Annotated in this window: 15 protein-coding genes; 8 read left to right on the forward strand and 7 right to left on the reverse strand. The window is 38.2% G+C overall.

The features are described from left to right. Positions 1–55: 55 nt before the first annotated feature. Positions 56–2,812: a response regulator gene (locus FLM47_RS10385; RefSeq protein WP_178956326.1), complete on the reverse strand. Its 2,757-nt coding sequence runs from the start codon at positions 2,810–2,812 to the stop codon at positions 56–58. A gap of 434 nt (positions 2,813–3,246) precedes the next feature. Here FLM47_RS10385 and FLM47_RS18895 point away from each other — a divergent pair, with 434 nt between their 5' ends. Both FLM47_RS18895 and FLM47_RS10390 read left to right on the forward strand, forming a co-directional pair. Then, complete coding sequence (locus tag FLM47_RS18895) at positions 3,247–3,474, forward strand: hypothetical protein (protein WP_249363147.1); 228 nt, start codon at positions 3,247–3,249, stop codon at positions 3,472–3,474. A 29-nt stretch (positions 3,475–3,503) separates the two neighbouring features. Continuing rightward, entirely contained in the window at positions 3,504–4,100 is a 597-nt protein-coding gene (locus FLM47_RS10390) for a transposase (RefSeq protein WP_256729711.1), read from the forward strand. Positions 4,101–4,795: 695 nt separating this feature from the next. On the opposite strand, the gene FLM47_RS10395 is transcribed toward FLM47_RS10390, so the two are convergent. Together FLM47_RS10395 and FLM47_RS10400 are read right to left on the reverse strand one after the other, a co-directional pair. Next, positions 4,796–5,410: a response regulator transcription factor gene (locus FLM47_RS10395; protein ID WP_138605015.1), complete on the reverse strand. Its 615-nt coding sequence runs from the start codon at positions 5,408–5,410 to the stop codon at positions 4,796–4,798. After that, positions 5,388–6,533: a sensor histidine kinase gene (locus FLM47_RS10400; RefSeq protein WP_178956327.1), complete on the reverse strand. Its 1,146-nt coding sequence runs from the start codon at positions 6,531–6,533 to the stop codon at positions 5,388–5,390. The genes FLM47_RS10395 and FLM47_RS10400 overlap by 23 nt, the downstream gene beginning before the upstream one ends. Positions 6,534–6,683: 150 nt before the next feature. Between FLM47_RS10400 and FLM47_RS10405 the strand changes: the two genes are divergently transcribed. Both FLM47_RS10405 and FLM47_RS10410 read left to right on the forward strand, forming a co-directional pair. After that, a complete protein-coding gene (locus FLM47_RS10405) occupies positions 6,684–7,853 on the forward strand; it encodes an acyltransferase family protein (protein ID WP_178956328.1) in 1,170 nt (389 codons plus the stop codon). A 53-nt stretch (positions 7,854–7,906) separates the two neighbouring features. Further along, positions 7,907–8,206 carry a hypothetical protein gene (locus tag FLM47_RS10410; RefSeq protein ID WP_178956329.1) on the forward strand — a complete coding sequence of 100 codons (300 nt, stop codon included), beginning with the start codon at positions 7,907–7,909 and terminating at the stop codon, positions 8,204–8,206. A 432-nt stretch (positions 8,207–8,638) separates the two neighbouring features. On the opposite strand, the gene FLM47_RS10415 is transcribed toward FLM47_RS10410, so the two are convergent. The 3 genes from FLM47_RS10415 to FLM47_RS10420 all read right to left on the reverse strand — a co-directional run bounded on the left by FLM47_RS10415 (position 8,639) and on the right by FLM47_RS10420 (position 10,813). Beyond that, entirely contained in the window at positions 8,639–9,046 is a 408-nt protein-coding gene (locus tag FLM47_RS10415; protein ID WP_256729712.1) for a hypothetical protein, read from the reverse strand. 18 nt (positions 9,047–9,064) lie between these two features. Beyond that, the gene (locus FLM47_RS18900; RefSeq protein ID WP_256729713.1) at positions 9,065–9,226 is read right to left on the reverse strand and encodes a hypothetical protein; all 162 of its coding nucleotides are present in this window, start codon (positions 9,224–9,226) and stop codon (positions 9,065–9,067) included. A gap of 789 nt (positions 9,227–10,015) precedes the next feature. Next, on the reverse strand, positions 10,016–10,813 hold the full coding sequence (locus tag FLM47_RS10420) for a hypothetical protein (RefSeq protein ID WP_178956330.1): 798 nt from the start codon (positions 10,811–10,813) through the stop codon (positions 10,016–10,018). Positions 10,814–11,105: 292 nt separating this feature from the next. Between FLM47_RS10420 and FLM47_RS10425 the strand changes: the two genes are divergently transcribed. Next, on the forward strand, positions 11,106–11,993 hold the full coding sequence (locus FLM47_RS10425; RefSeq protein WP_178956331.1) for a DMT family transporter: 888 nt from the start codon (positions 11,106–11,108) through the stop codon (positions 11,991–11,993). Between the two features lie 88 nt (positions 11,994–12,081). On the opposite strand, the gene FLM47_RS10430 is transcribed toward FLM47_RS10425, so the two are convergent. Next, positions 12,082–13,014 carry a LysR family transcriptional regulator gene (locus tag FLM47_RS10430; protein ID WP_218651599.1) on the reverse strand — a complete coding sequence of 311 codons (933 nt, stop codon included), beginning with the start codon at positions 13,012–13,014 and terminating at the stop codon, positions 12,082–12,084. Between the two features lie 113 nt (positions 13,015–13,127). Between FLM47_RS10430 and FLM47_RS10435 the strand changes: the two genes are divergently transcribed. The 3 genes from FLM47_RS10435 (at position 13,128) to FLM47_RS10445 (ending at position 15,115) form a co-directional block, all read left to right on the forward strand. Further along, complete coding sequence (locus tag FLM47_RS10435) at positions 13,128–13,667, forward strand: NADPH-dependent FMN reductase (protein WP_178956332.1); 540 nt, start codon at positions 13,128–13,130, stop codon at positions 13,665–13,667. Positions 13,668–13,677: 10 nt separating this feature from the next. Next, positions 13,678–14,142, forward strand: coding sequence for a Dps family protein (locus tag FLM47_RS10440; protein WP_178956333.1), 465 nt, complete (start codon positions 13,678–13,680; stop codon positions 14,140–14,142). Between the two features lie 91 nt (positions 14,143–14,233). Next, on the forward strand, positions 14,234–15,115 hold the full coding sequence (locus FLM47_RS10445) for a glutathione S-transferase C-terminal domain-containing protein (RefSeq protein ID WP_178956334.1): 882 nt from the start codon (positions 14,234–14,236) through the stop codon (positions 15,113–15,115). The last annotated feature ends 23 nt before the right edge of the window (positions 15,116–15,138 follow it).

Raw genomic sequence — 15,138 nt, forward strand, 5'->3', positions numbered from 1 at the left:
TTTGGCAAGCGGATACTCTCTGGCACGGTGTAAGCTTTTGCCTGTTGAACTATTATCAGCTGAGAATGTTACCAATCACAGTGTATAAATCATCACTATTAATTGGTTTGGCAATAAAGTCATCCATACCTGCTATTAAACATCGCTGTTTATCTTCTTCATAGGCATTAGCCGTAATCGCTACTATAGGCACTCGCAAACCTGTTTTAACTTCCATAACTCTAATCGTACGTGTGCATTCATAGCCATCCATATTAGGCATTTGGCAATCCATTAAAATCAAATCAAACGATTGATCTTTTAATACATCAAGAGCCTTAACACCATCCTCGGCCATAACTATCACCGCTTCAGTCGGCTCCAACATTTTTGAAATAACATGTCGGTTAATCGCATTATCTTCAACTAACAGTATGTGCTTACCCAACAGGTTTGGTTGCATAGCTGTTTTTTTAGGTAATGTTGATGGGGCTTCTGCTGATTTTGGTGCACTAATGCTAAATGTAAACGTACTACCTTTACCCTCTTCGCTATGTAACTGAATTTCACCGTCCATCATTTTTATTAGCTTTTGAGAAATAGCCAACCCGAGCCCTGTTCCTCCATATTTACGCGCAACGCCCACATCAGCTTGAGTAAATTCGCTAAATAACAGTGATTGCTGTGCCTTCGCAATACCAATACCACTATCTTCAACGCTAACTTGAAGCTTATTATCGTGATAATCAAACGATAAATTTACAAAGCCTTGCTGCGTAAATTTATACGCATTAGAGAGTAAATTTATGATCACCTGATTTAAGCGTAATTCATCAATACTAATACACTGTGGCAAATTATTAGTTTGAATAACCGTAAATTCTACCTCTTTGGCAGCAACAATCGAGGAAAATAAAGAGCGTATATTTTCGATAAATGGAGTTAGCTGCGTGGGCCTAATATTTAGCTCCATGGCATTTGCTTCAATTTTAGAAAAATCTAAAATATCGTTAAGAATATTAAGCAAGTTTTTGGCACTTTTTTGCTGTGTGATTAACAATTCCTTTTGTTCGGTACTCAAGGACTGATCTCGAAGCAAAACCTCTCCCATACCTAATATGCCATTCATAGGTGTTCTAAGTTCATGACTCATGTTTGCTAAAAATTGTGACTTAGCAATATTTGCTTCATTGGCGAGTTTAACCGTTTGTGTTAATTCAGTTGTTTGCTCTGCGACTTTACTTTCTAATTGCTGATTAAATTGGCTAAGCTGCTTATTGAGTTCTTCATTTTCTATATTAGATGCTTCTAAATTGCCAATTGAATGCTGTAACGCACTGCCCAACATGTCAAATTGATACTGCAATTGTAGTACTTCATACCAACTAGATTCCGTATTGAATACCTGCTTTTTTGTTTTGCTAAAGTCTTGAATTAAATTAGTCAGCTCTCTAATTGGCTTGGTAAGTAAGTGAGTAAATTTATAAATAAACAACACAACCAATACCATCGAAATTAAGCCTAGTAGCATGGTTGGCAACCATGTACCCACGACCACTATGGTTATGTACTTTCGATTATAAAAAGAAATGACCTGCCAACCATTTTTGTCATCAATAAACTGACTGGTGTGATACATTTCATTATCAGCAGAGCGAAATAGTTGGCTGTTAGGTTGACGCTGAGCTTTAAAAGCTTGCAGGTTAAAGTCACTCAGTGCAGTAAACTGATTTAGTGAACTAAATACTACTTTTTTGTTGGCATCTAAAATTACTAACTGCCCTTTATATTCAAATAAGTCCGGAATAAATCGCTCTAGTCGGTCTAGTTGGAGCGAGCCCTCAATAACACCATAAAATTCATCATCTCTATAAATAGGAGCGGAAAGTGCTACGATCGGTTGATTCCCTAATCCCCTTCCTCGAAATACACCACTGCTATAACCGAAAGGGTACTGCTGAGCTTGAGAAAAATAAGAGCGATCATTAACATAACGCTGCTCTTTAGTTAGTCCACTTAGTAGCTCGCTCGGCATGCTGTTTTTAACAAGGCCCTTTGGACTGGCATAAAGGCTAGTTAAAAAACCTGGATATAAAGCCATCAACTGCTCTAACTGAGGCTGAATTTGTCCACCAACGCTAATTGTATTACTGGTCATTACAACCGCGTTTTTATGAAACTGTAAATAATCATTGAGCTGAGTGCTAATTGATTGAGACTGCTCTTCGAGTTGCGTATTCACTTCGTATTCTAAACGCGAATAATGCTGATTAACCAAAGAAACACTGGTGATCAACACCACTAAAATAATGATAACGCTAACAATATAACTTAAAATACGTGCAAGAGGTTGTCCTTGATAGACTCGACTGGCATGAGGAACAAACAGACTGACCAAGTCGACCAGGGCCAATGCAATCATGGCATTTATTAAGTACTTTGAGGCAGCCACAACAAGTGTGAGCCAAGGCAGGCCTATAACAAAGTGACCCAAAAACCACACCAGTGGTAAACCTACTAAAAACCAAAATACAGCGCCTAAGGGAAGTATTGGCTTAGAACGCTTTAAACAAAAGGCATAAAGCCAAAACAGCTCAAGCACATAAACAACACTGTTCCAGCTATGTCCCCAGCGATAAAATAAAAAACCAGTTACAATCGCTAAGCTAAGGAGAGAATAACGAAGCCCTGCAAACACTAGGCTAAGTATTACAAACGTCTGACCAAATAAAAATTCAGAGCTATCAAAAAAATACAGAGGTAAAAGATTAACGCAACCTCCAATAAGCCCGAGTAATATTGCCAGCGCCCATTTATTCCTCTGAGATGTCATATTGACCCTTAATAGCTTTATTGAACACCTGCGGCGTAAAGTATAATCACGAGTTTTAATTATTACTTACCCATTAGCTATTGTCTATAAAGACAAAGAATTAGCTAAGTGCGTAAAAGCTAGAATTAGCGCACGAATAACAAAATAAAATATTAGAAAATAGATAAATGGAATTTTAATACACCCAATGTTGTTTGAAGTGTAAGTTGGCATAAGATTGAAGCTTATAATGGCATAAAGTTACTAAATACAGGCTTTATGTAGCTAACCACTTAATAATACAGCCCAGTTTAGTTGACTGCTCTGTGCCTTGAGCAGACCTTGAAAATCTTTAATGTCCAAAATCAAGATTTGATAATCATATAGAAAGCTTCTCGAGTTTTTCGATACAGTTGTGTTGACCAAAACATAAACTGTATTTCGAGGAGCTTGGTATGAAACTATATGGTGGCATTGACTTGTATTCAAAAAATTTTGTTGTTGCTATCATTAATGAACAAGGTGAAACACTTACCGTTAAGCGTTTAAATAATGACATGTCTGTCATTTTATCTTTTCTAAGTCCTTATAAAGACAACTTAAAAGAGCTTGTTGTCGAATCAACATTTAATTGGTACTGGTTAGTCGACGCTTTAATGGATACAGAGTTTAAAGTCCACTAAAAACTTATTAATCAGTACAAAGTTGTTACATGCGACATCTTGGATATAAGCTCAGTAGCAACAAAATAAAACAAATGGCCGCTATCAGAAAAGGCGTTGATACTGAGCAGGTACATGCAGACTTTAGCTCAATGAATACAGCACTGTCAGTCATTTCTAACCTCTCATTAATACGCTGTGCCCAACAGCAAATTAATGTGATAGAAGGCGCTATTTTAAAACAAACATCACTCTCCCCTGAGTTTATGAACCTAGCCAGTATTGATGGAATTGGGAATACCTTAGCACTGACCATTATGTTAGAGACAGGCACTATTAAACGTTTTAATAGCCCAGGGAATTTCTCATCGTATTGTCGCTGTGTTAAAGGAGCAAGGTACAGTAATGGAAAGAAAAAAGGCGCTACGAATCAGAAGAATGGTAATCGTTATTTAGCGTGGGCTTTTACTGAGGCCGCTAATTTTGCCATTCGGTACAACCCGACAATCAAAAAATATTATCAACGAAAACTGGCTAAAACGAACCAAGTTATCGCAATTAAAACGGTTGCGCATAAGCTCGCAAGAGCCTGTTATCACAGGCTTAAAGATAATGTTCCATTTGATGAACACAAGGCTTTTTCCTAGCGACGAAAAAACAAATTAGGTTAATGTGTTGAGCTAGTAATGGGGTTGGTAAAACCACTAGATTTGATTGAGCCTGCACGTTAACCGCTCATATTTTAAATACTGGATATGCCCAATGTTTGAGCCACCAAGGGCTGGTTATGTTCAAGCATAAACCACAGAATTGTTACAGCGCAGTGTGTAAACACAGCCAGAAACTGGACTGACATTGGTACTAAACGATGACTGAGGCGAAAGCCAAGGGCATTAATTAATCATCAATAATGCTTAATTAAACTGCCTAAATTCATATCGCGTTTTTTACCTAAGCCATAGTGCATATTCACACCAATCGACGTTATTACTAGGTGCGTAGTCATATTTAAATTGAGTTTAAACAATAAAAAACACTTAGTTTTTGAATAAAAGATCAAGGAAACACAGCTGCCTGCTTGACCGGAACTTTCTAATGGGTGACCCCATTCACTTCAAAAATATTAAAGGATGATTGGTGGCAACTAAATTGTGACCTTGAACTAAATTCTTCACCTGAATTTAAGATAGAAAAAAATCAGTATCTTTAAAAAAGTTTTATCAACTCATCTAAAAAACGTGGGTGCTCCAACAATTGTTTTTAGCTATTCCTTTCTTTTTTATTGGTGGTATACCTTGGTTAGTTTGGGGTGTTTCCGTGCGAATTTGATGCTGTTCGCGTGTTAAATTAGGTTTTGATTAATGGCTTTTATAACGGCCTGAGTGCGGTCTTCTACCTCTAACTTAGCAAGGATTTGTGACACATGATTACGAATAGTCCCCTCAGAGTTATCTAATTTTTTGGCAATCACTTTGTTCGACATGCCTAAAGACAAACACTGCAATACGGTTTGTTCTTTGCCTGTTAAGCAGAGCTGAGGGCTTAACTGCTTTTTGAGTAAAAAATCAGTCACCGCACTTTGCAATACTCGCTCACCTGCAACGACCTGCTTGATAGCGCTAATAAGTTCTTCAAGCTCAATGTTTTTAAGCACATACCCACGAGCACCTAGATTAAGGGCTTTGACTAATACATCACAATCTTCAAATGTGGTAATGATCAGCACAGGGGTTTTATCACCCTTTTCACGCATTTTTTGCAGCACGCCGAGCCCATCTAAATTCGGCATTCTCATATCGAGTAAAGCAATGTCAAAACTATGCTCAGCTAATAGTGCAAGCGCTTGTAAGCCATCTTCAGCTTGGGCTTCGATATTAATGGCGCTATCGAGGTTAAGTAAATTAGCGAGGCCTAAACGAACTAAGGTCTGATCTTCAACTAGTAGGCACTTTATCATGGCTTTTTTCTTCTAAATTGAGTGGCAGTGTCATGGTATTGATCAGTGTTTCTTGCTCAAGGTGTTGTGAAAATTCACCGCCAAATTGTGCCATTCGCTCATTTAATCCTGCTAATCCATTCCCTTGTTTTGGTAAATGGGTCTCTGGCTGATTATGATACGCCTTTGCAATTAACAGCGGCTGTTGGCCAACGTGGGTGACATTTACATGCAAAGTAAAATGGTTTGCTTGGGTATGTTTAAGGGTGTTGCTGATCATCTCTTGGGTAAACCGCAATACACACAGGGTATCGTCTTGAGGAAGCTGCTCTGTCTCCTTACTTAGTTGGAGATCACAGTGTAAATTAGGTGTCAGTTCGCAAATGGCCTCAAGAGCTTGCTTAAGAATCGTTTTGTCATTGCGTTGAGTGGAAACGATTTCGCGCACCTCAGCCAATACTTCTTGGCTAAGTTGGTGGCAAAGAGAGAGGGTTTCAACGGTGGCTTCATTTGCTGCTCTTTTAGCAAAATCTAAATTAATGCTGAGCGCGGTAAGCTTATGGCCGAGTGAGTCATGGAGCTCGCGTGATATATTTTGTCGCTCTTGCGCTGCATGCATCGCCCCCATCATGTGTTGGGTGGCTTTTAACTCTTTGTAGTTTTGGCGGGATTGGTAATGTGTATTTAAACTTTCGACAATACGCCGGCTAACAAACCAATTCATCAAGCAAAAGAAAAACCAAATTGTAAACGTGACCCAAGGAATGCCATTTTCCCAGCGCGCATAATGCGTTAAACCATACACCAGCATGGCGGCCACAACGCAAGCCAGTATTTTAGGAAGCGAAAAATGAGGACTAAAAACCGCGGTAAACATCACTAGGTGGATAAAAACTAAGGATGTTGAACTCAGTTGTATCATTGCCAAAATAAGCAGGAAATAGCCAAGTGCTACGCCGTGAACAAATTTGTTAGGCTGTTTTAACACATACAGCAAAATAGCTAAAATGGAACCACTTACTATGATTTGCAAATATAGCGCTAATTCTGAGTTGGCATAATAGGCACACGCCGATGTCACTCCAAGCCACGATGCCAATGTTGAGAAATGCCAATCGGTTGTATGTCGTATAGTTGATTCCATTACTGTGGCCATATTTTTTTAGCAATTATTGCAGAACTCGCGTTGTAAAAACAGTGACATCTGTCATAGCTCGGGCTATGAGCTTTGTGACTAGTGCCATGAAACCTCATTCATTTATGCTTTATTAATAAAAAATAGTTGGGCACATTAATGAATAAAGACAGTCGATTACATTACATTGATAATTTACGCAGCCTCGCGCTATTGCTCGGCATCGTATTTCATGCCGCTTTAGCCTACAGTCCGTTCTTTGGCAATATTTGGTTTACGGCAGACTCAAGCACACATGGTCTATTTGATTATATTACGCATACGCTGCACTTATTTCGGATGCCGTTATTTTTTATTATTGCAGGGTTTTGCAGTGCACTTTTAATAGATAAATCGAGCAACGCGCGCTTTTTACATCATCGCAGTAAACATATTCTACTGCCTTTTATTGTATTTTTACCTTTAAGCTTTGCCGTTTACTACCATGCATTGAGTTTTGGAGCCGGTATAGCTAATCCAATACCGCCGATTTTTGCTGTGTTTAAAGTTATTAAAGAGCCTGTTGTTAGCACTATGCACTTATGGTTTTTGTGGAACTTATTCCAGTTTTGCTTAATTCACTGGTTGTTGAAAACAACTAACTTATTAGGCAATAAATTCGATGCGCTTAGCGTTCACCCTTTATTTATGTGGGTTGTACTTCCCATCGTGTTAACGTTTTCATTAATGGGGCAATCTATTCCATTTCCTGCTCCTGATAAACTCACGCCACAGTTATGGTCGTATGGTTTTTACGGCAGTTTTTATTGGTTAGGAGTGGGGCTTTATAAAAAACAGCAGCTCATTTGGTCATATCATAAGTACTTATGGCCTCTTATTTTGGGTATTGCAATATCGCTGACTGGTTATTTTTCTTTATTACCAGCCGCGCCAAGCTTAGATGAAGTGATTGCCGCCGCAACTTCGGGGTATTTTGCCGCAGCGGGAGAGCTACATGTATTACATGTTTTATCACAAGGACTGAGTGTTATTTTGTTAACCGCCATAACGTTTTTACTTGGGCATCGTTTTTTAAATCACCAAAGTAAGCTCAGTCGCAGCATCTCAAATGCATCATATTGGATTTATTTAATACATGTGCCAGTGCTGATTTATATTCAGATGCCATTGATTAATACTAATTGGCCAGTTTTAGTAAAGTTTATAGTAAGCGTGGTGGTTACATTGCTTATAGGTCAAATAAGTTATTTATTATTAGTTAAAAATATGTGGCTGGGCGCACTACTTAACGGTAGGCAAACCAAGAGAAAGGTAATACAGTCAGCTTAAATGTCGTTACTTGGTAATGACTTAAAAGCAGCACTACATAAAGGAATACTATTATGCATGCAATAACAATCAAATCGACCATCGCCACGATTCAACAAGGGGCGGTTAAAGCAGACGGCAAATTTTGGCTAACCAACACCGATATTCATTTTGCGCCGTTGAATGCACAATTTGGGTTAGGGCCTTATATGTTTGCACGGTGTGAAATTGTAAAAGTGAGTAAGTGCTCTGGTAAAGTTTCGGGTATTTTGCCTTATACACATGATGCAATTGAAATCGTATTAAAAGATGGTAATAAATATCAATTCATTGTCTCGAATCCAATTGAATGGATTAAATTAATTAACCAATAGTTTAAAGCACAAACGCTGGTAGCCCACAAAAATAACTATTGTTTTAATGTACCTAATAATGCACGATAAAATATATCACTATTTTATTGTGTATATAGTAAGCACATGGATTTAATAAAAACGCTTTTGATTGACTGCTTCTCGCTCACTAGGGACTGTTAGATAAAATCAAAATCCTCTTTTCAAACTGAGATGTGGGCTACTACAAATATGTTATTAAATTTTTATGTAAGAGGAATTGGTAAAAAACAATCACCGGATAAGCTGTTAAAGTTTATTGGCATATAGCATCCGATTTATTTCAGTCATTTAAATACCCACATCCATGTGGGTATTGAAATTACTAAAATATAATAGTTGGTTTTTAAAGGTAGCTTTGATTTTCGTTTTATATAACGCGGCCTAAATAATGTTTTCTTTATCTAAATTAACTTAATTAGAAAAAATATTATCGAGATCTTCGTCAATATAAACATCCGTTAATCCATTATCTTCTACAGCAGATTTAAACTTATCTGTACAATACAAACGAGAACCACCTGTAAATTTACTCTTAAAAACAGGCTTGTTTTTTACATCATCATTTATGAAAGCAATTTTGATATAATCTAAAGGATAACCATCTAAATATTCGCGTTCACATTTTGCTTCATCTTCTAGTCCAAATGTACGCAAGTTAAAGATTACAATAGGTTCACCATCAGCTTTTGTTTCAATAAACTCACCTAAAGGCGCTAATAAATCTTTTAAAGCTTCATAAGCATTCATCCGAAGAGCGATAAACCCATCTATGATACTTATATCGTAGTTATCTTTTAGATAATCAGGTAAAAAAGGCAACTCATAACCTTAAGGCCATTACGCTAATAAAGAGTCGTTATTCATATGGATATCAAGTAGAAACATGCAAGCATCTTGATTAGATGGCAACATTGGTTGTATTTTTTCCGCGAATGAAAGTATGTCCCACTCAACCATGTCGTAAGAATTAGTAACGGGCTTTAACGAAAACAACTTCATGATTTACTATCCCAATTAGCATTTTTACGCAGCATAACACTGGCTGGCATCTTATGATTTTTTATTTTCACGCCACGTAATGTATTTATAAAATTGAGCTTATAGATTTTGTTTCTTGAATTAGTAAGCGCCATTCTATTAAGCAATTTTTAAAAGGTATTCAAAGAGGGAACCGTGCCTTAAAATGTTTGATTTGTAGCAAAAACCATAATATTTAACATAAATTTCTATGAAATTTATACTTTCAGTATTTGTATAAGAAATAAAACGCTGTCGGTTGGCTTTACTTTATAAAAACATTAATTGAAAAAAGTTATTCTGATACAAGATTTAAGTAAAACTCACTTAAAATACATGGATTAATATTTGAAGAATTATAAGCACCCAAATGTTGTTTGAAGCATAAGTTGACATAGGCACATTAGATTTCATTGAGCTACAAGTGAAGTGTAACTTGGCATAATATTGAAGCATATAATGGCATAAAGTTACCAATTACAGGCTTTATGAAGCCAACTAAATAAAAATACTACCAAGTTTAGTTTACTGCTATGTGCCATGAGCAGTCATTCATGATTAACTCGTTTCTGCCCCATTCCCACTTAGAATGTTCGCTCATTATCTGTTCATGTGGTGTTGTCATACCTGGCTTCATCCAAAAAATGTGGAAGCGTTACACTTATCAGGGTCAATACCTTAACCAAAGGAGTGAAATACCTAGAAATGAAAAATGACCAGTCAAGCAAATCTGGTCATTGTAATTAGTCTGGGGTTCGTAGTGTTTTGATGTTAGTCAACTAGCTTCGGAACATCGCCGCTGAGGTCGATCCAAGGGTTAGTACCTAGGGTCTCAGTACCTTGCACACTTGGTTCTTCGTAACGCATCTCAAAGTTTTTAGGACCGTGTGCATATGCAACAACCAAACCATAAGGTGCATCTAAGAAACCTCCGTGAGGGCCTAGTCCAGGGTAACTAATTCTCCATGCATCACCATCCGTTGATACATAGCCCAGAGTTAGTTTACCTACTACATTATTCGCTAGCGCGAAAAACCATGTCCACTCCCCACCTGACACTATAGTCATCACTTCATCAATACCCTGGCCATTGTCTGAACTATTGACATGCAATTTGCCAAATTTCTCCTGTAAATAGTGCATAACTTCTGGAGTCATTGCTTTCATATCATAAACCTTTGGATATGGAGCAACGCCAACTTCAGATGTCGACAAGAAGCCGCCTCTGTGTACCTCTGGTACTCGGCCAGCTTTCTTGATTTGATCCAATAAGTCACCGCGATGCATAGAAAAGAGTGAGATTAGTTTCTCGGTTTCTTTCTTTGTAATAGCTCTTTTTTTGGATATTTCGAGGATAGGCTTAGCCTCTTCAGGTAGGGGAACCCTACTAACTCGTACTCCAACAGTTTTGAGCACTTTGTTTACTTTTTCAACTCCTCGCGTCGGCACTCGACCATCACTGTAAGACAAGGTAAGTTGGCCCTCTGTTGATATCGTTTTCGCTACGCTTTGTGCGACCGGCATAGTGGCAATCGCGCTCACTAAGACTAAGTTAATTAATTTTTTCATTATTCGCTCTCCTGACGGATTATAGGACGGTGAGTTGTGTTTTCAGGCCTAAGTGTAGGAGTTGTGCTAAATCAAATAAACAGCACTCAGGTAAACTAATTGTTTACCAACAGTGAATTAATGACATTTAGATAGATTAATTCTGAGTAATTCACTATGAATTGTTTACTCTTGGTAAATAGTTAAATTACTAAATGGATGTTTAATTAGTAAAGACGGCTGTTAGGGTTAAGTTTATGGTACTTAACCATTAGTAGAGAACTTCCCCTCTCCTTAAATAGATGGTCTCGATGTGAAAAATATTAAATATCACCTTTTGTCCTTATTAGTGACAGCACTGGTTGCAGGATCTTTTTTATCTTCAGAAAAACTATCCGGTGTAATCAATCCATTCTCCTTAACGTTATTGAGGTTCCTGCTTTCAGCGCTGGTATTACTTCCTTTTATTCTAACAAAGAAACGTTTTCTCAAAATAGCGAAAAATGTTTTTCCTAGAAGTCTTATCATGAGCCTTTTCTTTGCAATCTTCTTTATATGTATGTTCATGGCATTGGAGACAACCACGGCATTAAACACAGGAACATTGTATACATTAGTGCCATTTATTACTGCCATTGTCAGTGTTTTCCTCTTTAAGGAAAAATTATCAATTCCGATGCTTGGCGTTTATTTGCTAGGGGCTATAGGTACATGCTGGGTGATTGTGCAAGGAAACTTAGAGACATTATTGAGACTGAACCTCAATAAGGGAGACATCTTATTTTTGCTCGGCTGTATCTCTATGGTGTGCTTCTCTGTCTCGATGAAAGTTTTTCATCGTGGAGAAGAAACCATTGTTACCGTATTTTGTACTCTGTTGGGAGGTGCCTTCTGGATGATGCTAGCATTGTTTGTATTCCATCAACCACTAGACTGGTTTGCCTTAAATGCCGAGCTTGCCCTGCACATGCTATACCTCGCTTTGTTTGCGACTTTGGTCTCAACCTTTATCATCCACAAAACTACTATTGTACTGGGGCCTGCAAAAGTGATGGCCTATATTTATCTAAGTCCTGTATTTGTTGCGTTTATCATGTTTTTATTTCAGGGAAAAAGTATACCTACAGCGGTATATCCGGGTATTGCATTATCCATCTTTTCTACAGTGATATTACAGCTGGCGAATAGTAACGCCAAGTGAAACTAAGTCTGTTGAAAAACCTGGCCACCTTCTCGCAAAGGTGGCGTTTTCATGTTTAAGTAAGCAATTGGATAGGAGATTATGAAGGTTAATGTTGTTTTCTTTCGAAGTGTTTGACGACAAAATCAATAAAAGCCCTGACTTTTTGAGACTGCTCTTTATGGAAAGGGTAAACAACATACAGTGAATGATCTTCCACTTGCCACATCGGTAAAATCTCAACTAATTCTCCAGATTCTAACTCATCATTAACGAATAAATCAGGCAGTAACAAAATACCATGGCCTGCGCACGCTGTTTGCTTGAGTGCTAACCCGTTATTTACCACGTAAGAGTTAGGTGGAAGTTCGATCTCTTTGACTTCATCCTCATTTCTGAATAGCCAGCGTCTTGCTGATGAAGAGAAACTGTATATGAGGCATTTATGGTGAGCGAGATCTTCAGGCTTGAGGACCTTACTGCACTTTGAAAGGTACTCCGGAGAAGCACAAAGCACTCTTCTCATATTGATAAGCTTTCGGGATCTCAGGCTGGAGTTACTTAGTTCGCCCCCACCCCTAATTGCAATATCAATTCCTTGTTCAATTAGATCGATATATTGGTCGCTCATGACAATTTCAACAGATAACTCGGGATGTTGATGCATGAATTCACAAACGATGGGGTTAATTTCTAAAAGGCCTAAGGACATAGGAACACTTATTTTCAGTGAGCCTTTTAAGATATCAGAGGACTCCATAACGGATAAATCAGCATGTTTCAAATCATCTAATATGTTGCAAACTTGTCTATAATAAAGTTGTCCATTATCAGTAATATGCATGTTGCGAGTAGTACGGTTGATCAACGGACTTTTAAGATAGTCCTCCAGCTCATTAATATTCTTACTAATAGCGGCTTTTGATAGGCTTAAATCTTCTGCTGCCGCTTTGAAGCTTCCTAGTTCCACAACCCTTCTGTAAACGGTTAGAGCCCTTATTTTATCCACGACAACCTCATTTAACTCTCTATTGTTTACCATTGGTAAACTATTTTGTTACTAATATATAGTTTATTCATCATAAGTGGTCAATTAATATTTATTGTAATCGCCAACGCAAGAGGTTGGTCTCAAATATTAGATAGGATGAAATCATGAAAAAAGTACTCGCATTTTCGGGAAGTAATCATAGCCAATCAATTCATAATACTCTGATTCGCGCGTTAGCAGCTTGTGCTGCTCGAACAGAAGTGACTATTTTGGATTTGACTGATTTTGATTTACCAATGTATAGCATTGATGTGGAGTCAAAGGGTATCCCTACTGATGCAATAAGGCTGAGACAAGTACTAGTTGAGCACGATGCTTTGATTATCGCCTCACCGGAACACAACGGATCTATGCCTGCATTCTTAAAAAATGTGATTGACTGGCTTTCACGTGTTGCTGAACCAAGTAAGCCCTTTTTTGGTAGCGATAAGAAGCCCGTTCTTTTAGTCAGTACCTCTCCTGGACCAAATGGTGGTGCAACCAATCTCAAAACGATGGCAGAGTTAATGCCATGGTGGGGGGGTGATGTTAAAGGTTCATATAGTTTAGGGAGTTATCAAGAGAAAAGTCATGAGGGTGAGTTTGACCAGAAAACAAAAATAGAGCTGAAAGCTCTGATGTCTTCCTTTGAATATTCACTGTAGGAGTATAAATATGAAAGTAGATATTGGAATAAATGAACAGGATCGAGTTGTGATTGTAGAAGCGCTTAAACGCCTTCTAGCAGACTCATACACCTTATATTTGCAAACACATAATTTTCATTGGAATGTTACTGGCCCCCAATTTCGCGAGCTACACCTTATGTTTGAAGAACAATACAACGCATTGGCAATCGCCGTCGATGATATTGCTGAGCGAATCCGAACACTGGATGAAGTTGCGCCTGGGACTTACAAAGCGTTCGCTAAACTGAGTTCAATTGCTGAAGTCGATGGCGTGCCTGCGGCGACGGGAATGGTATCTATTCTTATTCGTTCTCATGAAAAAGTAGTTAAGACTTGCAGAGACGTGCTGAGATTGGCTCAAGATGGGGATGATGAATCTTCTGCATCATTGGTCTCTGATCGAATGCGAGAGCATGAAAAAGCGGCATGGATGTTACGTTCAATGTTGTGAGTCAAATTTATCACTGTATACCTCAACAATGTAACGTTGAGTAAAAGTTCACGTTACATTAGTCTCTGTTTCAAGTACTTAGGAGTAACGAATGGCTGTATTAGAAAAAGGGATATGGTATCCCAATAAAGAAGCAAATAACTTGTCTAATGAGGACAGCTTCGAACTGCCGAAAGCCGCTGAGCAAGGGCGATATCACTTGTATATGTCGTTTGCTTGCCCTTTTGCTCATAGACCTTATCTAGTGATCAACTATTTGGGGTTGAATAATGCAATCACTGTTTCTTCTGTTGCAGCAAAACGATATTCCGACGGATGGTTATTTGACGACTTCAACGCGGATCCTTTGTATAGTTCTCAAAATCTGGTAGAACTTTACCAACGAGCAAATCCAAATTACACAGGAAGAGTGACAGTACCTGTACTTTGGGATAAACAAGAGCATACCATTGTAGGTAATGACTCCTCTTCGATAGCGATGGAGTTAGCTACCAAATGGTTACCTTTAGCTAAGAACAAAGTTGAATTGGTTCCAAATAGTCTGCGAGAAGAAATAGAGAAGCTCAACGAGTGGTTGCATCTTAATGTGAATCGAAAAGTCTACCACGTTGGTTTTGCCACAGTTCAAGCAGAATATGACCAAGCCAGTGACACCTTGTTTGATGCTATGGGGAAGCTTGACAGGAGACTAAATCAAACTTGTTATCTAAATGGTTCGAATATTACTCTATCGGATCTATTTTTATTGCCAACACTTGTCAGGTTTGAAGCGGTTTATGAAGTTCATTTTAAGGCTAATAAAGAGCCGCTAAAAAATTTCGAGAACTTATACCGCTATATGTTGGATTTACTCAGTGAAGAGAGCATCAGAAAAACGATTGATATCGAATACATGAAGCAGCATTACTACTTCTCGCACAAGCACATTAACCCACATGGAATCGTTCCAGCAGGGCCTGACATCAGTTGGTGAACCAGTAATATTTTCAACCTTGG

It is taken from the genome of Pseudoalteromonas sp. Scap06 (assembly GCF_013394165.1).
Classification (GTDB): Bacteria; Pseudomonadota; Gammaproteobacteria; order Enterobacterales; family Alteromonadaceae; genus Pseudoalteromonas.